The following is a 25,275-nucleotide window of genomic DNA, read 5'->3' on the forward strand; positions in this document are numbered from 1 at the left end:
CAGCTTCTTTCTGGTGGCGCGCGGGCGACGGTCAGAGTCCCGGATCCAGGACTAGGGTGGTCAGGCTCGGCCACAGCACGGACCAGGGCTGCCGCGGATGCCGGCAACGCCATACCGTGACCCCGTGATCGATCCCCGGAAAGCCGAGCGGGTCGTCGATCCACGCGACCGGAACGGCGAATTCGAAGACGTTGTGTGGCAGCGTTTCCGACACACCGGCACTGACGTAGAGCACGATGCGCGCGGCCTCCCCCGGGCTGCCGAAGTACGCGTATCCGCGATCCGCGCTGTATACCGGTGGATGATCGGGCGGACCGAGTTCATCGAGAGCCGCTGCCTGCCAATAGGTCTGGGTGAGAATCACGACGCCGGCGCGGTCGCCGGGCGGCAGGGCGCGGTACGCCGCGTCCACGCCACCGATCAGCCGGGACCAGCCGCTGGTTCCGAACGTTCGCATGCGCGTGGATAATTCGGCCTGCGAGCGGACCGGCCGATCGACCCGGGTGAGCGGCAGCGGCAGCACCGACACCACCGTCAGGGAGATCGCGACCGATACCGCGACCACCGCGGCCCCGGCCATCCGAGCCGCGCGATGCCGCACGTCCGGGATCGCCGCGGCCCCCGCGGCGAACAACGCCGGGAACAATCCCGCAACGTAGTAGGGCCGCCCGCCGCTGACGGTCACGAATACGACCTCCACGATCGCGGCGATGCCGATCCAGCGATGGGCGCGCAAAGCGCTGTGCCGCAGCAGAACCCACCAGCCGAGCAGCGCCAGCAGCCCGCCCAGCAGTCCGGTCAGCACCGCCCACTGCACCGGCAGTCCCGGTACACCGCCGGTCGCGGCGCGCTGTTCGGCGCGGATCACCGCGCCCATCGTCAGTTGCGGCCAGCCGTGCCGCTGTTGCCAGAACAGGCCCGGCAGCGCCGTCATCGCCACCACCGGTACCGACCACCACAGCGCCGGACGCGACAGCAGTTCGCGCGGTCCGGCCACCGCCACCCCCACGATGATCCCGGTGCACAGCACCACGGCCAGTAGTTTCACCTCGAGATCCACGGCGATCACGGCGGCGACGGCCACCAGCAGCCGGTCCCGGCGCAGCCGGGTCCAGCGAGCCAGCAGCCACAGCGCGGCCGCACTCAGCGCGCTGTCCAGCGCGAAGGTGGACAGGGTCGCGGCCTGCGTGATCAGGTAGGGACACGTCGCACCGGCCAGCGCGGCAAGCACCTGCGCGCGGCGGCGACCGCCCATTTCCCGGGCGAACGCCCCGGCCACGAGCACCCCCGCGACGGCGGCCAGGATCGACGGAATACGCAGTGTCACAACAGATCCTGGCACCAGGGTCCAGGCGGCTCGGGCCAGCAGCGGGATCAGCGGCCCCTGATCGGCATAGCTCGGAGCAAGATGATCGCCGGCGGCCAGGAAGTACAGTTCGTCGCCGAAGTACTCGTAACGTCCCGACCGCACCAGCAGGATCAACCCGGTGACGACCGCTATGGCGATGACCGGCGGTGCCGCGAACCGAACCGCACCGGCGGACGAATCCTGTTCCGCGGCAAGGCTGTCGCCCCGATCGGCGCGGTCGAAGATCGCGGTCACGGCTGGGCTCCCGGCCGCCGCGGAAGCGCCAGCGTGAGTATCGTGAGCACGCCCGCGACCGCCGCGACGATCCACAGCACCGTCACGCACGCCCGCAGGAACGTCGGCGCGGTAGCCGCCGTCGCCACGGCCGCGTCGAGAGCCTGGCCCGCACAGCCGTGCGCAGGCAGCACATGCGACGGCGAGGCGAAGGCGGCATGTGCGCAGTCGCCGAAGCGCCGGACCGTCTCGGTTCGATCACCCGGCTCCGCCGAGCGCTCGGACAGGTGTTGCGCCAGAATCGCTTTCGCACCGTCCACTCCGGAGCCGACGGCGATGCGGGCGAAGAACACGCTGCCCAGCACAGCCGCGCCGATCGCGCTGCCGAGCTGCTGAACGGTCGGAGCGAGCCCGGAGGCGCTTCCCGTCGGGCCCTGCCCCAGCCCGGCCACCATCACCGCGGGCAGCGGCGCCGCGAACCAGCCCATCCCGGCCCCGGCCAGCAGCACCGGTTCGCTCAGCGCGTGCGTGTCCACGCCGCCGGATGCGGGATGTACGGTCAACGCCATCTGCGCGACGCCCAGCGCGAACAGGCCGATGCCTGCGGTCAATGCCCGAGAACCCAAGCGCGCCATGAGGATCGGCGAGGTCAGCGCCGCGACGAGGGCGCCGAGCGCGAACGGCAGCAGCAGCCGTGCGGTCTGCCACGCCGACCAACCCAGACCGGTCTGCGCGGTCATCGATACCGTGAACAGCAATGCCGCGAACAACCCGTAGAACACCAGCAGCAGAACCGATCCCACGCCGAAGCCGCGATCGCGGAACACCTCCGCGGAGATCAGCGGCGTCCCGCCGCGCACGGTCACCCACCGCTGCCGCCAGCCGAATCCGGCCAGCACCAACACACCCGCCGCCAGCAGGACCGACGCACCGGGCGGCCAGCCCGAATCACGGCCCGTGGACAGCGGATACAGCACCGCGGCGACGCCCACCGTCGACAGGACCGCGCCCAGCGCGTCCACCCGCACCGGCCGTTCGGCTCGCCCGATGTCCAGATAGCGCGCGGCCAGGGCCAGGGCGATCAGACCCAGCGGCAGATTCAGCAGGAAGATCGACCGCCAGCCCAGTCCGCCCGGATTCAGCGCGACGATCAGTCCGCCCAGCACCGGCCCGGACAGGCCGGCCAGGCCCGCGACCGCACCGTAGACACCGAAAACCAGCGGCCGCCGCCGCACCGGGAACACCGCGGCCACGATCGCGATCGTCTGCGCGGAGACCGCCGCGGCGCCCAGCCCCTGCGCCAGCCGGCCCGCCACCAGTTCGATCGGGAGCCGGGCCAGACCACAGCCCAGCGAGGCCGTGGTGAAGATCGCCATGCCGATCAGGAACAGCCGCCGCCGCCCGAACCGATCGCCCAGCTGGGACGCGGTCAGCAGTGTGCACGCGAACGCCAGCCCGTAGACGGTGACCACCAACAGCTGCATCGAGCCGGTGGCCGCCAGATCGCGGGCCAGCACCGGAAGTGCGGTGTTGACGATGGTCAGGTCCAACATCTGCATGAACACCGCGAGCAGGCAGGCCGCCAGGGCCGCCCACGCGCGCCGACCCGAGACGGGCGGATCCGCGGTGTCGCGGCCCGCCCGAACCGGTATGCCCCGAATCGCCATGGTCAGGCGTCGACCCGCAGGGCGTAGTCACCGGCGCCGGCCACCGCGGCGGTGATCTCGGTGAGCGTCTTGACGTACCGTCCGACCGATTCGCCGGCGTCCTCGGTGTCGGGAAAGACCAGGCTCAACGTGGTGACGTCCGGGAACCGGTTGATCCAGACGTACACCTCGCTCGCCGCGGCGCGGTTGCCGAACAGACCGCCGTTGATCCGGTCGAACATCTCCACCCCGGCGATCTTGCGCACGTCGACGTAGGACAGCATCATCGCCGCCCAGCCCGGCCGCACGCGGAGGCCCAGCTCCGGCGGGGCCAGTTCCAGCACCCGGTGCGGGGAGACATCGGTGAGCTCCTTGGCCCGATCGGCGGCCTCCTGTGCGACGGCGGCCAGGTCGGTGAACCGCGACTCGGGCGGCACGTCGAAGGCGATCGGCAGCAGATTCGTGTAGTAACCCACCGCGCCGGCCTCGCCCGGGGTGCTGCGGGTGTTGGCCGGGCTGAGGATGAAATGCCAGTCATTACCGGTCAATTCGACCTCGGTGAGCGCGAGCGCCGCGAACAGCCCACCGAGGAACCGGCCGCCGCTGTGCTCACAGGCTTGTTCGAAACGCAGCGCGTCGGCCTCGGTGAACAGCGGCAGTGTCAGCACCGCGCCGCGGACATATCCCTGCGTGTTCGCGGCGCCCAGATACAACGGAAAGGTCGGCATCTGTCCGCCGTTGCGCTGCAACAACTCCAGCCAGGTTGTGACCAGCGGGGATTGCCCGGTGAGTTCGGCGTTGTAGGCGCGTTCGCGGGCACAGTAGGCCAGATGTCCGGCCACCGGCGCGAGCGCGGGCTCGGTGCCGGACAGTTCCGCGCCGTAGAGCATCAGCAGGTCCACACACGTCAGCGCCTGCGCGACGCCGTCGGTGTGCAGATGGTCGACCGCGGCGTAGACGGTGAACGCCTGCTCCTGCTCGATGATCCCGAAGCTGAAGCAATTCCAGTGCAGCGCATCGGGTGTGGTGTCCTGTACGTGTCGGCGGATCGCATCGCTGTCGGCGAAATCGCCGTACTCGGTCGGCACGAGTTCGAGTATGGCCGCGTCGACGACGTGCCGCACCACCCGTTCGTCCGCTTCCACGGTGAACCAGCTGGCGAACGATTCGTGCCGGCGCACGAAGGCGGTGACCGCGCGAGTCATCGCATCGATGTCCGGACTGCCCGGAATGTCGTAGGCGATCATGCACAGCCGCGACGCGCGGTGGCCCGCGGCTGCGGTGCGGCGGGTCGTACGCAGATATTCCTGTTGCTGGTACGAGGGCGGGATCGGGTGCTCCGGCGCGTCCCGCATCACGGCCAGCGCCGTCGCCGGAACGCTCCAGCTGGTGACCCGGCCCGGCTGTGGGTGCCAGTCGTCGAAGAAACCGAAATTGACCACGAGTGCCCTCGATTCACAGCGTCAGGAGGTGTCGCCGCCCGATTTCCGGGCGGCACCAGGCCAGTCAACGACAGCCGTATGAACCCGGACCACACGTCGGAGGCAATGTTGTGACGATTGACAGCACCCGGCGCCGGAGGCGGCATCTGTTTCCAATCATCGCCGATAGGGATTGCCGCCCTTCATGATTCATCCCTACCGTTGCCACGAACAGGCCAACGGAACCTCCGGGGAGGAGCAGGTGGGCAAACATTCCGCACCACGCAGGTCACGGTTGCGCGGCCGACAGGCGACGATGCTCGCGCCCGTGGTGGCGCTGGCCGCGGGTTGGGCCGGCACGGCCGGCGCGGATCCGGTTGCGCCGGCCTCGATTCCGGCGCTCACCACCGCCGCACGGCCCGCCGTGGACGGCTCCCATCTGGTGAACCTCACCCCGGATGCGGGCCGGATGGTGAACATGCGGGTGTACTCGGCGGCGATGAATTCGGTGATCACGGTGAAAGTGCTTCGCGCCCCGGATCATTCGAAGCCCGCGCCGGTACTTTATCTGCTCAACGGGGCGAACGGAGGCGTCGACGATTCGAGCTGGACCGAGCAGACCGATATCGCCGATTTCTTCGCCGACAAACAGGTCACCGTCGCGATCCCGCTGGGCGGGCGCGGGAGTTACTTCACCGATTGGCGCTCCGACGATCCCGTTCTGGGAAAGCAGCGGTGGAGCACCTTCCTCACCCGGGAGTTGCCGCCGATCGTGAACTCCACGTTCGACGGCACCGGCAAGAATGCGCTGGCCGGGATCTCGATGGCCGGGACGTCGGTATTCCAGCTCGCCCTGGATCAACCCGGTCTGTATCAGGCGATCGGCGCGTACAGCGGTTGCGCGCAGACCAGCAATCCGCTCGGCGAGGCGTATGTCACCGCCGTGGTCGGCCGCTGGGCCGGTAACGTGACGAATATGTGGGGCCCGCCGGGCGACCCGGCCTGGGCTGCCAACGACCCGTACATTCACGCGGATCGCCTGCGCGGCACGGCAATCTACGTCTCCTCGGGCACCGGTCTCCCCGGTCCGCTGGACACCTTGAACGGCCCCGGAATCCACGACAATCCCGGCAAACTCGCCTCCCAGCTCACCAGCGGCGCCATCCTCGAGGCCGCCACCAACCAGTGCACGCACCGCATGCACGACCGCCTCGCCCGACTCCACATCCCGGCAACCTTCGACTTCCGCCGGGTAGGCACCCACTCCTGGGGCTATTGGCAAGAGGACCTGCACAACTCCTGGCCCCTGTTCGGCCGAGCCCTGCAAACAGCATAGCCCGTATCGAAACCCGCACCCCCACAGAAGAATTCAGTAGCAGACAGACGATCGGACCCGTTCGGCGAGCAGTGCGCAGTCGACCGGGCCCGAGGTGTCGACCGAAATCGTGGCGGCAGCCAGACCGAGCGGTTCGGCCTGCGCCGCCCAGGCATCCCAGTCGCGGACCAGGTGCTCCCGGTCCCGATACAGGCCGGGACGGTCGCGACTCTCGTAGCGCACCCGGGCAATCTCGGCAGGCACATCGCACCAGATTTCGACGGCGCGGGCGGCACCTGCCGCGGCGAGACCGGAGCGAGCCGAGGCTCGATCACGCGGCGCGAACCACCACGAATCGATCACGACGTCATTCGACATCGCTGGTGCCAGTGCCCATACCGTGTCCATGGCGATGCCGCCCAGCGCCGAGAGGGCACCGGCTCCGTCGACGCTCGCCGCGAGAGCCTCCTTCACGGCGTCTTTCGACAGGAACCGGGCACCGAGCTCACGAGCCAGCGCTCGCCCCAGGGTCGACTTGCCCGATCCGGGCAGGCCGTTCACCATCACCAGCAGTTCGGGCATTCGCCCATCCTGCCCGCTCGTCAGGGGTACGTGTCGCGGAGTCGTCGAGCCCACCGCGTCCGTCAGGGCACGGTGAGCACGAGTTTGCCGACGGTGCGGCCGGTGTCGCCGAGGGCGTGCGCAGCCGCGGCCTCGGCGAGCGGGAAGGTTCCCGCGATCGTCGGCCGCAGCGTTCCCTCGTCCACCATCCGGGCCAGTTCGGACATCCCGGCGTGGTCGGCCTCGACCAGCATGTTCACCGCTCGCACGCCGGCCTCGGCCGCCGCTTCCCGGATGCGTTCGGGATCCGCGCCCACCAGCGAGATCACGATACCGCCCGGCCGTAGGGTGCGGATCGAGGCGAGTGCGTTCTCGGTGCCGAGCGGGTCGATCGCCACATCGACCTCCCGCACCGCCGCGGCGACATCGGTTGTGCGGTAATCGATCACCTCGTCCACACCGATCCCGCGCAGGAATTCGTGATTGGCCGCACTAGCGGTCCCGATGACGTACGCCCCGCGGGCCTTGGCGATCTGCACCGCGAAGTGGCCTACCCCGCCGGCTGCGGCATGTACCAGAACACGCTGTCCCGCTTGCACATTCGCGGTATCCACCAGGGCCTGCCAGGCAGTCAGCGCGGCGAGCGGCACCGCGGCGGCCCGCACGTGGTCCAGAGCGCGCGGCTTGTGGGCGAAGGCGCGGGCCGGGCCGGTGACGTATTCGGCCGCGGCACCATGGCCGTGCGGATAGGGCAGCATGCCGAACACCTCGTCACCGGGCGCGAACAGCGTGACGCCTCGCGCGACCGCCACCACAACACCCGAGACGTCCCAGCCCAGGACGAACGGCGGGCCGGGCAGAAACATCCCGGGCAGGGCGCGATGTTTCCAATCGGTCGGATTCAGGGCGGTCGCATGGACCCGCACCAGGATCTCGCTCGGCCCCGGCCGCGGTACGGGACGTTCGATCTCGTGCAGCACCTCGGGGCCACCCAGGGTGTCCTGGCCGATCGCGCGCATCGTGGCGGGGATATCCGTTGTCGTCATGACGTTCAGCCTGCCGCCGCTCGCCCCGGGAGAAAATGGCACAATTGCCAATATTCGATATGATCGCGCCATGACGAGTTCGGCGCCACATCGCGTGGCCGTCCTGACACTGGACGGCGTGTACCCGTTCGAACTGGGCATCGCGAACCGGGTATTCGGCTCCGCCGACGGCCGCTACGAGGTGCTGACCTGTTCGGTGGACGGACATCCGGTCCGCACCGAGGGCGATTTCTCGATCGCCGTCACACATCACGCCGGCGTCCTGCGCACCGCCGACACCGTGGTGATCCCGCCCTGTCACATCGGCCTGGCCGGCTGCCCGGACGAGCCCGACGAGGTCTCGATACTCGCACTGCCGCAACAGGTCTCGGATGCGCTCGAGCTGATCCGCCCGAACGCCCGGACCGTGTCCATCTGCACGGCGGCCTTCGTCCTGGCCGCCGCGGGACGTCTCGACGACCGCCCCGCCACGACGCACTGGAATCTGGCCGACATCTTCCGCCGCGCGTTCCCACGGGTCCGCCTCGACCCGGACGTGCTCTACGTCGACGACGGCGACATCCTCACCTCGGCGGGCGCCAGCGCGGGAATCGACCTGTGCCTGCACTTGATTCGCAAGGACCACGGCAGCGAGGTGGCGAACACTGTCGCGCGCCGGTGCGTGGTGCCGCCGTGGCGGGAGGGCGGTCAGGCGCAGTACATCGAACAGCCGGTGCCCGCACAGACCTCCGCGGGCACGGCCGCGGCCCGGCACTGGGCCCTGGAGAATCTGCATCTGCCCCTGACCATGTCGGATCTGGCCGAGCGGGCGCGCATGAGCGGGCGCACCTTCGCCCGCAGGTTCCGCGACGAGGTCGGCACGAGCCCCGGCCGCTGGCTCATCCAGCAGCGCGTCTTCCGCGCTCGGGAACTGTTGGAGAGCACCGATCTGCCCGTCGACCGGATCGCCGCGGAGGTCGGCTTCGCCACGGGAACCTCACTGCGCCAACACCTGCACGACGCGATCGGCGTCGCACCACTGACCTACCGCCGCACCTTCCGCACCCGCGCCGAGGCCCCGCCGGTCACGGCAGCACACTGAGTTCGGCCGTTCCACCCGGCTGCCGATACCGTCGCACGATCTTCCGCACTGCTCGGAAACATTTCCAGCCCAGCGCATTTCAGGCGATCGATCCCGGTCGTGACGATCGAGGCGATCAGCTCTCCAGGTAGGCGACGATGGCGTTCACCAGGCCGCGGCGCGCCTCGTCCAGATCGGAATAGCTGCCCAGCTGCTGCTCCGAGACGATTCCGCGCATCGCGCCGGGAATGAGCGTCGCGATCTCGCGGATGCGCGCGGGGTCGATGTTCAGATCGGCGAAGGCGTTCTGACAAGCGTTCTGCCACAACGGTTGCCAGGATGCGAGCTCGGTCGCCGTGCGCGGGTACAGACGTTCCAGTTCGGCGTGATCCCTCGGCAGCGCCGCACGCAACGTCTCGATCGCGCGAGCATCGGTCGAACTCAGACCCGCGTACATCCCCTCCACGATCTCGGTGACCCGCTCACGCAGGCCGGCCCCGGTCCCGATCCGCACCGGCAGATCTCCCCTGCGCTCGGCCGTGCGGTGCAGCACCGCGGCCCACAGTCCATCGATATCACCGAACTGGTACTTGACCGCGCCCCAGGTCGCGCCGATCTCCTTGGCGATCCGATTCCCCGAGGCCGCGCCCGGATCACCGGAGGCCAGTGCCCGCAGCGCGGCCTCGAGCATGCTCTCGCGAGTCGCCAGCCCCCGTTTGTTGCTGCGCCTGCCCGTCGCGCCCGCCTCGGTCATTGCACGAACTCTAGCCATCGCCCTTCCTCACCGGCCGCGAGATCCCGCACGGCCTGCCGAAACCGTTGAGCCGAACTATCGTTCACGTTTGACAGACCCCTCTTGTATAGTTTCACAGAGGGTTCTACTATAAACCTCCGTACAGCCCCGGCCGAGAGGATTCGTCATGGCCAGACCACCCCTATCGATGAAGCCGACGGGATGGTTCCAGGTTGCGTGGTCCGCGGAGGTGGGCGTCGGCGACGTGCACCGGATGAAGTACTTCGACACCGAGATGATCTCGTGGCGATCCACGGACGGCCGGGTCGCGGTGATGGACGCCTACTGCGAACATCTCGGCGCGCACCTGGGATTCGGCGGCCACGTCGAAGGCGATCGAATCGTGTGCCCGTTCCACGGCTGGGAGTGGAATCACGAGGGCCGCAACGTCTGCGTCCCCTACGAGAATCATCCGAACAAGGGCCGCCGGATCCGCAGCTACCCGGTCGTCGAGCGCAACGAATCGATCTGGATCTGGCACGATATCCACGGTCGCGCACCGCATTTCGAGGTTCCGGACGTATTCACCGGCTTCGACGACGGCAGCGGCGCCGCGGACTACTATCCGGCGTATCCGCAGTCCACGCTGTTCCGGCAGAGCCTGGAACTGCACCCGCAGTACATCATGGAGAACGGCGTCGACTTCGCCCACTTCAAATACGTGCACAAGGTGCCGATCACCCCGACCTTCACCCGCCAGGACTTCGACCTGCCGGTCTCCTATGTGGACTTCACCATCGCCTTCGACGACACCGCCGCCGCGGACATCCGCAGTGGCGTCCAGGCGATCAACGCCGGACTCGGTGCCGCGGTGACCAAGAGCTGGGGCATGATCGACAACCGCACCCTCTCGGCGGTCACCCCGGTCGACGAGAACACCTGCGACGTGCGGTTCTCGGTGTGGATCGGCCGGCCCGAAGGGCAGGAGCACCCCAAGGCCGCCGAGCGGGCCCAGCGCCTCGCCCAGGGCGTCATCGACCAGTTCGAGGCCGATATCCACATCTGGTCGCATCAGCGTTATTCCGATCCACCCGCGCTGTCGCAGAAGGAATTCGACGGATTCCGCGCGCTGCGGCAGTGGGCCGAACAGTTCTACCCGACGACGGAAGGTCGTGTCCCCCTTGAGCACTGACGAAAAGATCCGCGTATTCCAGGTTGCCACAGGCAATGTCGGCACCGAGATGATCAAGCGCATCACCGACCGGCCCGACCTGGAATTGATCGGGTTGCACTGTTACACACCGGAGAAGGTCGGCCGCGACGCCGGTGAGATCGCCGGGTTGGCGCCCCTCGGTGTGCGGGCTACCGGCACCGTCGAGGAGATCATCGCCGCCCGGCCCGATGTGATGACCTTCCACGGCGTGTTTCCGGACGAGACCCTCTACGAGCAGGTACTCGAGGCGGGCATCGATATCGTCACCACGGCCGACTGGATCACGGGGCACCACCGCGACCAGAACCACCCGCATCCCTCGGGGCGCAAGGTCAGCGAGGTCCTGCAATCCGCTTGTGAGCGTGGCGGTTCCACGTTCTACGGGACGGGTATGAATCCGGGCCTGTGCCAGATCCTCGGGGTGACGCACTCCTGCGACGTCGCGGATATCGAGAACGTCACCGTCATCGAGTCGGTGGACGTGTCCTGCCATCATTCGGCGGCGACCTGGATCGAGGTGGGCTACGGCAACCCCGTCGACGACCCCTCGCTCCCGGCCTCGCTGGAGAAGTTCACCCGGGTGTTCGCCGATTCGGTCTACCTGATGGCCGACTGCTTCGGACTGGAGCTGGACGAGGTCACCTTCGACTACGAGCTCGGCGCGTGCACCCGGGACGTGGATCTGGGCTGGTACCAGCTGCCGAAAGGCTCACTCGGCGGGAACTACATCAAGTATCGGGGCATCGTGGACGGGCAGCCCCGGATCGAATCGCACCTCGAATGGCAGATGACCCCGCACACCGACCCGAAATGGGATGTGAAGGGCTGTTACATCACCCACATCACCGGCGATCCCAGCATCTACAGCAAGCACATGATCTTCCCCAAGGCCGGCGTCGACCTGTCCGATCCGGCCGCGTTCGCCTCGATCGGCATGACCGTCACCGGACTGCCCGCACTCAACGCCATCCGCTCGGTGGTCGCCGCCCCGCCGGGCATCCTCACCAGCGCCGATCTGCCGCTGCGCGGATTCGCGGGGCGCTTCAAGCAGGACGGACCGCTCGCCGCCGCCGACTGAGCGCTCGGCGACGTACCGGTCACCGACGCCACCCCCGGCCCACACGCGCAGACCGGGCTCCAGCTGGCACCGCTGCCGAATTCCGGTCCACGACCACCGCGAAACCCTGTTCAGTTTCTGTACATCTCGGCCGTCGCCGTCCGACGCAGTATGGCCTGTGTCACATCACGATGTACTCAGGAGGTTTCGATGACGGTGGTCTCCGATTACCCGATCCGCGCCGACATCCGCTCGTTCCTGTCCGGTCGCAAACAGTTGCTGATCGACGGCGAGTGGGTCGACGCGGTGTCGGGCAGAACGTTCCCGACCCACAACCCCGCCGACGGCGAGGTGCTGGCCGAGGTGGCGCACGGGGAGGCCGCCGACGTGGATCGCGCGGTGCGCGCGGCCCGTACTGCCTTCGACGAGGGCCCGTGGCAGTGGATGAGACCCAACGAGCGCGAGCGGTTGCTGTGGCGCGTCGGGGATATCCTGACCGAGCGCGCACAGGAATTCGGCGAACTGGAATCGCTTGACAACGGCAAATCCGCCGGGGTCGCCACGGCGGTCGACGTCGCATGGGCGGCGGATGTGTTCCGGTACTTCGCGGGCTGGGCCACCAAGGTCGAGGGCTCCACGGTGAACGTGTCGATGCCGTTCACCCCGCCGGGCAGCCAGTTCCACGCGTACACCCTGCGTGAGCCGGTCGGGGTCTGCGGGTTGATCGTCCCGTGGAACTTCCCGCTGCTGATGGCCTCCTGGAAACTCGCTTCGGCACTGGCGGCCGGGAACACCGTGGTGCTCAAACCCGCCGAACAGACCCCGCTCACCGCGCTACTGCTGGGAGAGGTGTTCCAGGAGGCGGGATTCCCCGCCGGTGTGGTCAACATCGTCACCGGATTCGGCGACGCCGGGGCGGCGCTGTCCGCGCACGACGCGGTGGACAAGGTCGCGTTCACCGGATCCACCGAGGTCGGCAAGCTGGTCGTCGACGCGGCCCGGGGCAACCTCAAGAAGGTGTCGCTCGAGCTGGGCGGCAAGAGCCCCAATATCGTCTTCGCGGACGCGGATTTCGAGTCCGCGGTCGCCGGATCGCTCGACGCGTGGCTGTTCAACCACGGCCAGTGCTGCGTCGCCGGGACGCGACTGTTCGTGGAGGACAAGATCTTCGGCGAGTTCACCGAGGCGGTCGCCGAGGCCGCGGCGGCGGTGAAGATCGGGCCGGGCCTGGATCCGGCCACCCAACTCGGACCGCTGGTATCCCAGGAACAGTTCGACCGGGTCACCGGCTACCTCGAGGCCGGGACCGCCGCCGGAGCACGCGCGCTGACCGGCGGAAAGCGTTTCGGCGACAGGGGATATTTCGTCGAACCGACCGTATTCGTCGATGTGCGACCGGATTTCAGCATCGTACGGGAGGAGATCTTCGGACCGGTGGTCGCGGCCCTGCCGTTCGACGCCGAGGAGGGCATCGCACCCGCGGTGCGCGCGGCCAACGACTCCGATTACGGCCTGGCCGCGGGGATCTGGACTCGGGACATCTCCCGGGCGCATCGGGTGGCCCGGCAACTGAAGGCCGGATCGGTCTGGATCAACCAGTACAACGGCTTCGACACCGCACTGCCGTTCGGCGGCTACAAGCAATCCGGCTGGGGGCGCGAGATGGGTTCGGCCGCAATGGATCTGTATCTGCAGACCAAGGCCGTCAACATCGCACTCTGACCGAAACTCATTGCTGGAGAAGAACCATGAAAACCACAGCAGCAGTCCTCCTGGAAGCCGGAAAGCCGTTCGAGCTGATGGAACTGGACCTGGATGGTCCCGGTCCCGGCGAGGTGCTCATCCGGTACACCGCCGCGGGTCTGTGCCATTCGGATCTCCATCTGACCGACGGCGATCTGCCGCCGCGCTATCCGATCGTCGGCGGCCACGAGGGCTCGGGCGTCATCGAGGAGGTCGGCCCGGGCGTCACGAAGGTCGTCCCGGGCGATCACGTGGTGTGCAGCTTCATCCCGAACTGCGGCACCTGTCGCTACTGCTCTACCGGCAGACAGAACCTCTGCGATATGGGCGCCACCATCCTGGACGGTTGCATGCCCGACGGCACCTTCCGGTTCCATTCCGGCGGAACGGATTTCGGCGCGATGTGCATGCTCGGCACATTCGCCGAGCGGGCGACGGTCTCGCAGCATTCGGTGGTGAAGATCGACCCGTGGCTACCACTGGACACCGCGGTCGTGGTCGGCTGCGGTGTGCCGTCCGGCTGGGGAAGCGCCACCAACGCCGGTCACGTCCGCGTCGGCGACGTCACCGTCGTGTACGGGATCGGCGGCCTGGGCATCAACGCGGTGCAGGGCGCGGTGCACGCCGGGGCCAAGTACGTGGTCGTGGTCGACCCGATCGCGTTCAAGCGGGATACCGCGCTGAAAATGGGTGCGACACATGCCTTCGCGAGTGCGGAGGAGGCGGCGGCAAAGGTCACCGAGCTGTCCTGGGGACAGGGCGCGGATCAGGCGATCATCACCGTCGGCACGGTCACCGAGGAGGTCGTCTCCGCGGCGTTCGACATCGTCGGCAAGGGCGGCACCGTGGTGATCACCGGACTGGCCGATCCGGCCAAGGCCACCGTGCACGTCTCCGGCGCCATGCTGACGCTGAACGGGAAGACCATCACCGGCAGCCTGTTCGGCTCCTGCAACCCGCAGTACGACATCGTCAAGCTGCTGCGCCTCTACGACGCGGGCCAGCTGAAGCTCGACGAGCTCATCACCACCCGGTACCGGCTCGAGGATGTCAACCAGGGTTATCAGGATCTGCGCGACGGCAAGAACATCCGCGGGATCATCGTGCACGCCTGAGCGGCGGCACGGCACAACGGATCTCACCCGGACGCCCGATCCTCGTCGTCCGCGCTGAGCTCCGAGGCGCTCCCGGCCGGTGCGGTGTTCAGATCCTGAACACCGCACCGGGTGTCCGGTCACGGATAATTCCCGGAACCACGGAAAGTGACGTAGCACATATCAGCGTTGATATCCTTGCCTGATCTGCGAAAACGATCGGGCAGCCGACGCGATGTGTCTCGCGGAACGCAAGGGAGCAGGCATGAGGGCGCGGCAATCCGGACAGCTATGCACGCCCGTGCCACGGTCGGAGATCGAGCTGTCCTGGAAGCGATCCCGACTCTGCGGAGTCGCACCGGAATTCGACGGATTCACCGATCTGCCCGCACAGGAGTTCGATCCGCGCAGTCAACTGTTCGACGCGGCCTCGGCGGTGCTGGACCAGATGTCGGCCGCGCTGACCGGCACCGCGTACAGTCTGCTGCTGGCCGACCGCGACTGTCGGCTCGTCTATCGCTGGTTCGACAATCCGCGCGTCGAGTCGACCCTGGACACCCTCGGCATCCGTGGCGGGGTGAGTATGGCCGAGGAGGCGGTCGGCACCAATGCCCTGGGCACGGCGCTGGAGACCCGGCAGGGCATCGTGGTGGACGGCGCCGAGCACTATGTCGAACGGTTCAAGACATTCACCTGTTACGGCCACCCGATCTGGCATCCGGTCACCCGGCGGCTCGAGGGCGTCCTGGACATCACCAGCGCCGGTTCCCGCGCCGACCCGCTGCTGGCCCCGTTCCTCACGCGCGCGGCGAACGATATCGAACAGCGTCTGCTCGACAAGGCCAAGGCGTCCGAACGAGTGCTGCTCACCGCATTCCAGGCGGTCTCGCGACAGCGGCGCGCGATCGCGGCCATCGGCGACGACATGGTGCTCACCAACCGTGCCGCGCTGGATCTGCTCGGCCCGCCCGATTACGCGGTGCTGCGGATGCTGGCCGAGGAAGCCTCCTCCCGGCCGCGCACTGTGGACATCGCCGTATCCTCCGGCGCGCGGATGCGGGTCGGGCTCGCCCGGGTTCCCGGTGCGGGCACCGGCACCCTGTTCCACCTCGACCCGGTCGACGAGCGGCCCGCGGTGTCCAGGGCCACGCCGAGGGCGCCGGTCGCGCACGCCGCCGTGCGCCCCGATCCGGTTCTGGTCACCGGGGACCGCGGCACCGGGCGCAGCACCGAGGCCAGGCGACTGGCCCGCGCGGATGAGGTCGAATTCCACAATTGCGCCGAAATCGCCTGCAGCGGTACCCAACCGTGGGTGCGGCGGCTGTTGTCTCGGCTCGACTCTCCCATCGGGACCGTCTGTGTGGAGAACGTCAACCTCCTGCCGGATCCGATCGCCGACATCCTCGCCGAGGCGCTGGACTCCCGGGATCGGCCGCGCCTGATCCTGACCTCGCTGCCGGCGGACACCCTCACCGGCGGCCCCGCCACCCTGGCCGCGATGTGTCCCGACCGCGTGGAATTGAGACCACTGCGCAATCAGGCTGCCGACCTGGCCGCCATCACCACTCGCATGCTGCGCGAACTGGATCCGGCCGCGGACATCCGCCTGCTGCCCAGTGTGCTCGAACTCCTGGGCGCACAGCCGTGGCCGGGAAATCTGCACGAGCTCCGGGCCGTGCTCGCTCACGTGTTGCAGCACCGCCGCCGCGGCGACGTCACCGTCAACGATCTGCCCGAGCGGTATCGGGTGGCCTCCCGCGCCCGCCGCCTGTCCGCCCGCGAACGCGCCGAACGGGACGTCATCGTGGAGGCATTACGCCGCCACGACGGCAACAAGCTCAGGGCCGCAAACGAACTCGGCATCAGCCGCACCACCCTGTACGCGCGATTACGAGCGCTGCGCATCATCGAACGCTGAGCGCTGCGGGTGCGGGCTGCGGGTCACGATTGCGCACGACGCATCGGACGGTCTCGGGATGCGTTGTCGCACGAGCGAACCGAGATCCGGCCGCGTCGGCGCGGTCAGGGCCGTCACACCTGCTGCACCGCCCGCGACCAGCACGGACAACCGAGGAGGCCCATATGAGAACCGTTGCGGCGGTCAGGGGCCTCCGTCCGGGAGACCGTCGGCGAAAACAGGTGAGCCGGGGAGGTATTCACCCGAGAGCAGGCGCTTGATGACCTTGCCGGTTTCTCCGCGCGGTAGTGATTCGAGGAAGGTGACGTCGCGGGGCACCGAGAATCTGCTGAGGCGGTTGCGGATGTAGCTGCGGATCATGTCCGAATCCAGGCCGGAATCCTCGCGTTTGACCACGTACGCGGCCAGGCGCTGGCCGAATTCGCGATCGGGCACCCCGACCACCGCCACGTCGGTGATCTGCGGCAGGTACGACAGCGCCTCCTCCACCGGGCGCGGGAAGACGTTCTCGCCGCCGGAGATGATCATCTCGTCACCGCGCCCGGCGATGAACAAGCGGCCCGCGGCGTCCAGGTAACCCAGATCGCCGGTGTCCAGGAGCCCGTCGGCCTCCTCGGGCGGCGCGTAGTTGACGTACCCGTCGAACAACATGCGGTTGCCGACGAAGATCCGGCCGGTCGCGCCGATCGGCACCGGGCGCCGATCGGCGTCCAGCACAGCGATTCTCGTGCCCAGCGGCGGGCGGCCCGCACTGGTCGGCGAGATGCGCAGATCCTCTGGAGTGGCGATCGTCGCCCAGGACACCTCGGTCGATCCGTAGACGTTGTACAGGCTCGCGCCGAACACCTCGGCGAACCGCAGCACGGTCGCCGCGGCCAGCGGCGCACCACAACTGGCGACCACCCGCAGGCTCGAGGTGTCGTACCGGGCCCGCTCGGCGACCGGCAGATCCAGGATGCGCTGCACCATGGTCGGCACGAGTATCAGTGTGCTGGCGCGGTTCTCGGCGACCAGCCGCAGGCATTCACGGGCGTCGAACTCCTCCTGCAGCACCACGGTCGCACGCAGCGCGGTACTCAGTTGCAGTGCGGCCAGGCCCCAGGTGTGGAACAGCGGCGCGGGAATCACCATGGTCTCGTTCATCTGCCACGGAATCCGGGACAGCAGTGCGGCCACGGTGCCGAAGCCCTTCGGATGCGGCCGCCGCGCCCCCTTGGGCGCACCGCTGGTTCCGGAGGTCAGCACGATCAACCGGCCGGGGCTCTGCGGACGACGAAATTCGGTGTGCCCGAGCGCGATCAGCTCCTCGATCGTGGTGCGTGACGGATCGGCCGGTGGGCGATCCGGTTCGGCCGCAGCGTAATCGGTGCGGTAGCGGTGTACATCGGAGTTGAGGTAGCGGATCAGCGGGTCCAGGTAGTCGTCCACGAACAGCGTGGTCAACCGATGCCGCTGCACGGTCTCCTCCAGCTGCCGGGGCGACAGGCCGGCGTTGAGCAGCACCACGTCGACGCCGAGTTTGCCTGCGGCGACCATGGTTTCGACCGCACCGGCGTGATTGCGGGCCAGCAGTCCCACCGCGTCGCGTGCGGTGAGCCCGAGCTTCGCGGACATCGCGCCCGCCAGCGCCTGGGTTCGCTCGTGGATCTCGGTGAAACTGCGCGCACCGTTGCGGTCGAGGATCGCCGCACCGCCGGGTTCTCGGGCCGCGGCCGCGGCGTACCCGCCACCCAGGGTGAACCCCCAGGTCGCCAGCGAACCGATCTGCCGTGCACCGTGATCGGGCCGGTACGTGCGCACCACACCGGAGGCGACCATCTGCCGGATCACCGCGGCCCGGAACGACAGCGCCGAATCCTGGCCGTTGACCACGATCGAGGTCGCCGACCCGCGCACCAGCTGCACCAGCCGCCCGAGCCCGTCGTGGGTCCAGGCTTCGAGCTGTGCGTTGTCCAGGGCGGCGACCGCGGGATGTACGCGGCCGGCTGCGAAATAGGTCACGGTCACCCGCACGTCGTCGTCGCGCTGGCGCAGCCGAACCGCGGCGAAGCTGCCCACGGCCGCGCAGCGCAATTCGAACCGCCGCCCGTGCCCGCCGTCGAGCAGGCCGACCGTCAGGGTGCGCACCTCGGTGTGCGGACCGCCGATCCGCACCAGCCACTGCGGCAGACCGGCGATCGCCTCCACGGGATCGCAGGCGCCGATTCCGGCGAACAGTCGGGCATAGGTGGCGGGTTCGGTGAGCAGCTGCCACACTGTTTCCCGGGCGACCGGGATATCCGCGGTCACCTCCACGATATCGGTGACCAAGGTCGTACTCCTCGTTCAGGCGTGCAGACCCATGTTGCCGAATATTCACCTCCGCATCGAGCGATCACCATCGCCTCCGGAGAATTCACAGCACCCGCCGGGCGCGGTCCGGTTCCTTCACAGTGGCGTTGCGGCGAACCTGTTCCGCACGAACGGCCGATTGTGCTCCGCCCCAACGCGTTCGGTCCCGGATTGGCGGAAAACCCAGGGAGCGGGCGAAAACCTTGTTCCGCGGCCGGCGGGCTCCTAGCGTCGCTGCCATCGTGTCCGGCAGTGGGGAGGCGTCAGGTGCATCATCCGACCGGGCTTCGCCACGCACACCGATTCCGCCTCGTCACGGTGTGCGCGGCGGCGGCGCTGGTATGTGGCCACACAGCGGCCCCCACCGGCGCCGCCCCCGCCGACGCGATCACCGCCGCATCGGCGCACGCCCGGCCCGGCCCGGACGGATCACATCTGGTGACCGCCGCCGGCCGGGGACGGGTGGTGGAGCTGACCGTCTACTCCGCCGCCATGCGCCGCTCGATCTCGGTGGAAGTGCTTCCCGCACCGGATATCTCGCGCCGCGCACCGGTGCTGTACCTGCTCAACGGCATCGACGGCGGCGGCAGTCCGAGCGGCTGGAGCGGCGGCGGCAACTGGCTCACCCGCACCGATGCGGCGCGATTCTTCGCGGACAAGCAGGTGACCGTCGTGATGCCGGTCGGCGGGGCGGGTAGTTTCTTCGCCGACTGGCGCGCGGACGATCCGGTGCACGGCCGCCAGCGCTGGACCACCTTCCTGACCCGCGAACTGCCGCCGATCATCGATTCGGCGTTCGGCGGATCGGGCGCGAGCGCCATCGCCGGCCTGTCCATGGCGGGTGTATCGGTGTTCCAGCTGGCTCTGGCCGCGCCGGAACTGTATCGCGGCGTGGGGTCGTTCAGCGGATGTGTGCGTACCAGCGATCCGCTCGGGCAGCTCATGGTCGACACCATCGTCACCGCGACCGGTGGCGACAGCCTGAACATGTGGGGCCCGCCCACCGATCCGGCCTGGCGGGCGAACGACCCGTACCTGCACGCGGACCGGCTGCGCGGGCTTGCGCTGTACATCGCGTCCGGGAACGGCCTGCCCGGACCGCTGGACACCCTCGACGGGCCGGGTATCGGGCACGATCCGATGAAGCTGGCCGATCAGATCCTGGTCGGCGGCATCCTGGACACGCTGGCCGGACGGTGCACCCAAGAGTTACGAGATCGGTTACGGCAGTTGCGGATTCCCGCGACGGTCGTGCTCCGGCCGGACGGCACCCACTCGTGGGGCTATTGGCAGCAGGATCTGCACGACGCCTGGCCGGCGCTCAGCGCGGCGCTGGACCGGTGAGATCGGCCGGGGCCGCATCGTGCCGCGGCGGTTCGGGCAGCAGCAGCGTCACCCCGGCCAGTCCCGCGGCCACCACCGCGATCGCGGCGAACATCGCGACACTTCCGCCCAGGGTGTGCGCGCGGAAGAACACCGTGCTCAACACCGCCAGGCCGACCGCGTTGCCGATCTGTTCGAGGGTGGGCAGCAGCCCCGAGGTCTCCCCCATCTGCCCCTGATCCAGTCCCGCGAGCATCACCGGCTGCAACTGCAGCCCGAACACCCCCACGCCCAGACCCGAGACGAAGACCGGAACCACCGTCAACGCCACGCTGATCACACCGCCGGTCAGGACCAGGTACACCGCGGCCACCGCCATACATCCCGCGTACAGAGCGATCCCACCGGCCAATGACCGAATGCCCCAGCGTCGCACCAACAGTGGTGCGGCCAGCGCACCCGCACCGGCGCCCAGCGCGAATACCGTCATCGCGATGCCGGTGCGCAGCGCCGAGAAATGCAATTCGTCCTGCAGGGTGATGGAGGCGGCGAAGACGAACGCGGTGAACATGCCGAAGAATCCGGTCACCAGGATCGAGCCGACGGCGAATCCGCGGTTGGCGAACAGATCCGGGCGCATCAGCGGCCCACGGCCTCGGCGAATCAGAACGCGTTGGTACACGAGGAATCCCGCGCCCAGCGCGATCGCCGCGAGGAGGATGCCCACCGACCACGCCCGCCACCCGCGCTGCTGGACGTCGGCCAGTGCGTACAGCAGCGCCAGCAGGCTCGCCGCCGACAGCGCCACACCGCCCAGATCCAAACGCTCACCGTCGGATTCGGAGCCAACCCGCAAGAAGCGCGCCGCGAGTGCGAAGGCCACGATGCCCAGCGGCAGATTGATCAGGAACACCCAATGCCAGCCCAGGTCCCAGAGATTCAGCGTCAGCAGGATACCGCCCAGAATGGGACCGACCATCCCCGCCCCGCCCGCGGCCAGCCCGTACAGCGCGAACACCTGTGGGTGGCGGCTACGCGGGAAGGCGGCCGCCAGGATCGCCAGGGTCTGCGCGGCCATCGCACCTCCGGCGATACCCTGCACGACCCGTGCTTCCACCAATTCGGTTGCCCCGGTCGACATTCCGCACCAGATCGAGGCCACCGTGAACGCCGCCACGGCCACCAGGAACACCCTGCGGCGCCCCCACAGCGCACCGAGTCGGGCCGCGGTGAGCAAGGTGCAGGCGAACGCCAGGGAGTATCCCGAGATCACCAGCAATTGCGCCGACGGCGAGGCGGCCAGATCGCGGGTGATGTCCGGCAGTGCGGTGTTCACGATGGTCACATCGATCATCTGCATGAACACCGAGATCAGGCAGGCGGCGAAGGTCAGCCAGGCGGTCAGTTCACCCCGCGTCGCGACTGTGGGATTGCGAATACCGATACCGGCCACTGTGCACACCTCGATCACCGATTGCCCCCGACGAATCCGGTGGAGCGTATCGGCGTGCTCACCGCATTCGAGCGAACAACGGACCGGACCTTGGCACCCCACAAAACCGCGGACCCGATACTGTGAACCCGCATCGAATTCACGCGCCCACCGGCCGCTCCGCGCGGCCGTTCCTACCGTGTTCGTGGTCGGGTGGTTCCCTGTTTCGGACGAATGACGAGAATTGTGAAACCTCTGCGCACGATTGTGATCACCGCGTTGGCCGGATGTCTGCTGACCACGCCGATTCCCGGCGTCGTCTCGGCCGACCCCGGCGGCGCGGCACCCAGCGGTCCACAGCAGTGGATCGACAACACGGTTCCCGCACCGAATCTCCCGGCGTCGGCGCCGCCGAACGCCCGGCTGTCACCGCAGCTGGCGGCGCTGTGGCGGGCCGTGCAGTCCCCGCCGGCCGGTGATCCGATCTTCGATGCCTGGCCCTCGGACCTGCACGGGCTGCATCCGGGCGACATCATCTCCGCGCGGGATGTGACCGCGACCTCGGCTCCACTCGCGGCGGTGCCCATCCAGCGAGCGCTGCTGCTGAAGTTCCGGACCACCGACGGTAACGGCCAACCCTCCTTCGGCACTGCCACATTGGTGATTCCGGCCGCGGCCTGGACCGGTCCCGGGGGCCGCCCGGTGGTGGTGAACGCGCTGCCGATCAACTCCCTCGGGCTGCGCTGCACGCCGAGTTATGCGATGGCGCACGGCCCGCACGCGAAATTCAGTATCGGAGACCTGATTCCGCCGACGACATGGTGGGGCCTGTCTCGCGGGTACGCGGTGCTGATCCCCGACCACGAGGGCCCCCGAATGGCCTACGCGGACCCGAATGTGGCCGGGCATATCGTGCTGGACGCGATTCGCGCCGTGCGCGCGCGGGACCCGAAGCAGTTCTCCCACAGTCGAGTCGCGATCGCCGGCTACTCCGGCGGGGCGATCGCCTCGTATTCCGCGGCGATGCTGCAGCACGAGTACGCACCGGAGCTGAACGGTGTGCTGGCGGGTGTCACCACCGGTGGTCTGGTCACCGACTACCGGAACATCGCGCACAAGTTCAACGGCAATATGGCCTCGGGGATCCTGCTGGTGGTGGCGTTGGCCGCCGCGCGGGAACACCCCGAACTGCTGCGGTATCTCAATCATCCGGGCCAGTGGGCCGCGACCTCGCCGGTGAAGGACACCTGCGGGGACAGCAACGGGCCGCTCGGGGTGACCGGCGTCCCGATCCAGATCGCCACCACCATCGCCGATCCGCTGAACAGCCCAGTGGCGCAACAGATCTTCGCCGAATGGGATCTGCGCGGACGAACATCCGGCGCACCGATGTACATCTACCACGCGGTGTGGGACATCTGGATTCCGGCGAAGGATTCGCAGGATCTGTTCGCGGCCCAGTGTTCTCGCGGTGTGCGGGCGGTGCTTCGCACGGTGCCCGGTGAGCACGCGATCGGCATGTTCGCCGGATTCATCGGTGCGATCCAGTGGCTGGACGACCGGCTGCGGGGACGTGCGGCGCCGAGCGAATGCCCGGCCGGGGCCGCCACGTCGATGGCCCACCCCACGTCGGCGACAACCGCTAGGCAGACAACTCCAGCACTGCCCGCGGATCCCAGGGCATCGGCCCGACCGGAAAGCTGAGCCGCACCAGCCGATGCGGTTCGGCGGCCTCGAAATGCGCCACCGCAGGCGGCAGGAATCCGCCGATCACCTTGTCCACCATCATGTTCAGCTGTGGCAGCCGCGGACGTAACCGCACCTGCCGGCAGCGCATGCGCCCGGCCGGGACCTCGATGGTCACGCACTGTTCGATCCGCGCGGACAGCGGCAAGTGGACCGAGTAGGCCAGCCACAGATCCACCGATTCCTCCACCCCTTCGGTGAAGTCCAAGCCGCGCAACAGGATCAGCCCGCCCAGCAGCGGCATCACATTCGCCGGGAACGGCACGATCATCCCGCCGAACTGCAGGTGCTCCACGCCGAGGAACCGGCCCTCCTCACGGGAGACGACGACTCCGCCGGATCGCGATTCGGCACAGTAACTTTCGGCGTGCAGGCCCTCGTCGACCCGGCGGAATCGCTGACGTACCGTCATCTCGAAATCCCCGGTGCCCGTGCGGGCCTCGATAAGCGAGGAGTAGCCGTCCGGCTCGCGGGTGGTCACCCCGATCAGGTCGAGCTGTCCGGGCCGGTCCTCGACGATGACGGTGTAGGCGGTCCGCTCGCCGTCCGGGATGCCCGGGTCACGAAAGACCGTCCGCACCTTGCACTCCTGTCGGGTCGATGCTCAAGCCGCGTCCCCGGCGACCTCGGCGAATACCCCGGCCATCGCGGTGATGTAGCGGTCCACCGATTCGTGCGCCACGGGCGTGTCCGGATAGATGACGCTCAGCGTGGTGTGCTCGGTAAAACGGTTGATCCACATCAGAACCTCCTCCGAGGCCGCCCGGTTCGCGTACACACCGCAGTCGGCCATGTCGAAATACTCGCTGCCGGACAGCTCGCGGGTGTCCACATAGGAGATCATCGGATGTCCCGAACCGGGTCCGGCCTTGATCTCCGGATCGGAACGCAACAGGGCCAGCACCCGGTGCAGGGCGGTGGGCGCGAGCAGCAGCCCGTCGTCGTAGGCGCGCTGCGCCAGCGGCACCATGCGGGTGAACGGCGTTTTCGCGCCGACCGGGAAGGCCACCGGCACCAGGTTCACGTACCAGCCCACCGATGCGCGCTCGGCCGCCGAGACGCGAGTACTGATCGGGGTCATGCCGAAGTAGTAGTCGCCGCCGGTCAATTCGCGTTCGGCCATCGCCGCCGCGGCGAAGATGCCACCGGCGAACTCGGCCCCCTGATCGCCGCACACCCGGTCGAACCGTGCGGCCGCGGCCTCGTCCATCAGGGTGACGGTGCGGTGCGCGCTGCGGTTGTAGCCGTCCAGGCGTTTGCCCAGATCCAATGGGAAGGAGGGCAATCGGCCGCCGTTGCCGCGCAACAGCTGTCCCCAGCGACGCACGCCCGGCGAATTCAGCGTGAGCTGTTCGGTGTACGCGCGCTCGCGGGCGCAGTAGTCCAGGTAGCTGGCGGGTTCGGTGAGCATGCCGGTGTTCTGCCACACCTGCGCGACATACAGCATGGCCAGTTCGAATCCCGCGATGTACTGGCCGAATCCGTCGGTGTGCAGATGGTCCGCGGCCAGGTACACGGTGGTGGATTCGGCGCGCTCTATGGCGCCGAAGGTGAAGCAGTCCCAACTGAACGGGCCCGGGGTCGTCTTCTCCACGTGATCGCGGATGCTCTCCGCATCGTAGATCTCGCCGTGATCGACCGGGACGAATTCGACCGCACCGGCGGGCACCAGATGCCGCCGGACCGTCCCGCCGGGCCCGAGGGCGAACCAGGTGCGAAACGTGTCGTGCCGCAACAGGAATGCGTTCACCACCCGGGTCATCGCCTCGCGATCGAGGTCCCCGGCAGGGATCTCGGCGGTCACCACGCACAGTCCCGAATACCGGAAACCCGCCTCGCGGTGCCGATCCGCGAGACGCAGGTATTCCTCCTGCTGATGTGCGGGCGGGACCGGATGTTCCGGCGCCCGCGCGGCCCGCTCGAGCGCCTGCGGCGAGGCCACCCAACTGGTGAGGCGGCCGGGAGCCGGTTCCCACTCATCGATCAGACCGAAGCCGACCACGACATCTCCTCACTTCCCGGTGTGCGCCGGCGCACGGCCCTCCTCGCGGATG

19 protein-coding genes are annotated in these 25,275 nt (G+C 68.4%); 9 read left to right on the plus strand and 10 right to left on the minus strand.

Annotation, left to right across the window (positions count from 1 at the left end; genetic code table 11):
• Nucleotides 1-31: 31 nt before the first annotated feature.
• From NV1_RS24355 to NV1_RS24365, 3 genes are read right to left on the minus strand one after another with little or no spacing between them, the layout of a single operon-like run.
• A complete protein-coding gene (locus NV1_RS24355) occupies nt 32-1,603 on the minus strand; it encodes a glycosyltransferase family 39 protein (RefSeq protein WP_169813392.1) in 1,572 nt (523 codons plus the stop codon).
• Nucleotides 1,600-3,249: an MFS transporter gene (locus NV1_RS24360; RefSeq protein WP_067895657.1), complete on the minus strand. Its 1,650-nt coding sequence runs from the start codon at nt 3,247-3,249 to the stop codon at nt 1,600-1,602. The genes NV1_RS24355 and NV1_RS24360 overlap by 4 nt, the downstream gene beginning before the upstream one ends.
• A 2-nt stretch (nt 3,250-3,251) precedes the next feature.
• On the minus strand, nt 3,252-4,670 hold the full coding sequence (locus tag NV1_RS24365; RefSeq protein ID WP_067895659.1) for a condensation domain-containing protein: 1,419 nt from the start codon (nt 4,668-4,670) through the stop codon (nt 3,252-3,254).
• 295 nt (nt 4,671-4,965) lie between these two features.
• Between NV1_RS24365 and NV1_RS24370 the strand changes: the two genes are divergently transcribed.
• Entirely contained in the window at nt 4,966-5,985 is a 1,020-nt protein-coding gene (locus NV1_RS24370; RefSeq protein WP_067896023.1) for an alpha/beta hydrolase, read from the plus strand.
• A gap of 33 nt (nt 5,986-6,018) precedes the next feature.
• Here NV1_RS24370 and NV1_RS24375 read toward each other — a convergent pair whose 3' ends face one another.
• Both NV1_RS24375 and NV1_RS24380 read right to left on the minus strand, forming a co-directional pair.
• The gene (locus NV1_RS24375; protein WP_084525729.1) at nt 6,019-6,546 is read right to left on the minus strand and encodes a P-loop nucleotide/nucleoside kinase family protein; all 528 of its coding nucleotides are present in this window, start codon (nt 6,544-6,546) and stop codon (nt 6,019-6,021) included.
• Between the two features lie 62 nt (nt 6,547-6,608).
• The gene (locus NV1_RS24380) at nt 6,609-7,571 is read right to left on the minus strand and encodes an NADP-dependent oxidoreductase (RefSeq protein ID WP_067896028.1); all 963 of its coding nucleotides are present in this window, start codon (nt 7,569-7,571) and stop codon (nt 6,609-6,611) included.
• A gap of 70 nt (nt 7,572-7,641) precedes the next feature.
• Between NV1_RS24380 and NV1_RS24385 the strand changes: the two genes are divergently transcribed.
• Nucleotides 7,642-8,652, plus strand: a complete 1,011-nt coding sequence (locus NV1_RS24385) for a GlxA family transcriptional regulator (protein WP_067895662.1) — start codon at nt 7,642-7,644, stop codon at nt 8,650-8,652.
• 115 nt (nt 8,653-8,767) lie between these two features.
• Here NV1_RS24385 and NV1_RS24390 read toward each other — a convergent pair whose 3' ends face one another.
• Nucleotides 8,768-9,385, minus strand: a complete 618-nt coding sequence (locus NV1_RS24390; RefSeq protein WP_067895665.1) for a TetR/AcrR family transcriptional regulator — start codon at nt 9,383-9,385, stop codon at nt 8,768-8,770.
• Nucleotides 9,386-9,551: 166 nt separating this feature from the next.
• Here NV1_RS24390 and NV1_RS24395 point away from each other — a divergent pair, with 166 nt between their 5' ends.
• The 5 genes from NV1_RS24395 to NV1_RS24415 all read left to right on the plus strand — a co-directional run bounded on the left by NV1_RS24395 (nt 9,552) and on the right by NV1_RS24415 (nt 16,389).
• Nucleotides 9,552-10,556, plus strand: coding sequence for an aromatic ring-hydroxylating dioxygenase subunit alpha (locus tag NV1_RS24395; protein ID WP_067895668.1), 1,005 nt, complete (start codon nt 9,552-9,554; stop codon nt 10,554-10,556).
• A 49-nt stretch (nt 10,557-10,605) separates the two neighbouring features.
• Entirely contained in the window at nt 10,606-11,655 is a 1,050-nt protein-coding gene (locus tag NV1_RS24400; RefSeq protein ID WP_067896031.1) for an NAD(P)H-dependent amine dehydrogenase family protein, read from the plus strand.
• 189 nt (nt 11,656-11,844) lie between these two features.
• Complete coding sequence (locus NV1_RS24405; protein ID WP_067895670.1) at nt 11,845-13,356, plus strand: aldehyde dehydrogenase family protein; 1,512 nt, start codon at nt 11,845-11,847, stop codon at nt 13,354-13,356.
• Nucleotides 13,357-13,382: 26 nt separating this feature from the next.
• The gene (locus NV1_RS24410; RefSeq protein ID WP_067895680.1) at nt 13,383-14,492 is read left to right on the plus strand and encodes an NDMA-dependent alcohol dehydrogenase; all 1,110 of its coding nucleotides are present in this window, start codon (nt 13,383-13,385) and stop codon (nt 14,490-14,492) included.
• A gap of 244 nt (nt 14,493-14,736) precedes the next feature.
• Nucleotides 14,737-16,389, plus strand: a complete 1,653-nt coding sequence (locus NV1_RS24415) for a sigma-54-dependent Fis family transcriptional regulator (protein ID WP_067895687.1) — start codon at nt 14,737-14,739, stop codon at nt 16,387-16,389.
• A 183-nt stretch (nt 16,390-16,572) separates the two neighbouring features.
• Here NV1_RS24415 and NV1_RS24420 read toward each other — a convergent pair whose 3' ends face one another.
• Nucleotides 16,573-18,699 (minus strand): AMP-binding protein, encoded by a 2,127-nt coding sequence (locus NV1_RS24420; protein ID WP_067895690.1) that lies wholly within the window; start codon nt 18,697-18,699, stop codon nt 16,573-16,575.
• Between the two features lie 288 nt (nt 18,700-18,987).
• On the opposite strand from NV1_RS24420, the gene NV1_RS24425 reads away from it, so the two are divergent.
• Nucleotides 18,988-20,064 (plus strand): alpha/beta hydrolase, encoded by a 1,077-nt coding sequence (locus tag NV1_RS24425; RefSeq protein ID WP_245713895.1) that lies wholly within the window; start codon nt 18,988-18,990, stop codon nt 20,062-20,064.
• On the opposite strand, the gene NV1_RS24430 is transcribed toward NV1_RS24425, so the two are convergent.
• Nucleotides 20,042-21,496 carry an MFS transporter gene (locus tag NV1_RS24430; RefSeq protein WP_245713896.1) on the minus strand — a complete coding sequence of 485 codons (1,455 nt, stop codon included), beginning with the start codon at nt 21,494-21,496 and terminating at the stop codon, nt 20,042-20,044. The genes NV1_RS24425 and NV1_RS24430 overlap by 23 nt on opposite strands.
• 225 nt (nt 21,497-21,721) lie before the next feature.
• Here NV1_RS24430 and NV1_RS24435 point away from each other — a divergent pair, with 225 nt between their 5' ends.
• Complete coding sequence (locus NV1_RS24435) at nt 21,722-23,179, plus strand: lipase family protein (RefSeq protein ID WP_067895695.1); 1,458 nt, start codon at nt 21,722-21,724, stop codon at nt 23,177-23,179.
• On the opposite strand, the gene NV1_RS24440 is transcribed toward NV1_RS24435, so the two are convergent.
• Nucleotides 23,118-23,801, minus strand: coding sequence for a hypothetical protein (locus tag NV1_RS24440; protein WP_067895698.1), 684 nt, complete (start codon nt 23,799-23,801; stop codon nt 23,118-23,120). The genes NV1_RS24435 and NV1_RS24440 overlap by 62 nt on opposite strands.
• A gap of 24 nt (nt 23,802-23,825) precedes the next feature.
• Nucleotides 23,826-25,223 (minus strand): condensation domain-containing protein, encoded by a 1,398-nt coding sequence (locus NV1_RS24445; protein ID WP_067895702.1) that lies wholly within the window; start codon nt 25,221-25,223, stop codon nt 23,826-23,828.
• Between the last annotated feature and the right edge of the window lie 52 nt (nt 25,224-25,275).

Origin of the sequence: Nocardia vaccinii NBRC 15922, assembly GCF_001613305.1 — a bacterium.
Lineage (GTDB): Bacteria > Actinomycetota > Actinomycetes > Mycobacteriales > Mycobacteriaceae > Nocardia > Nocardia vaccinii.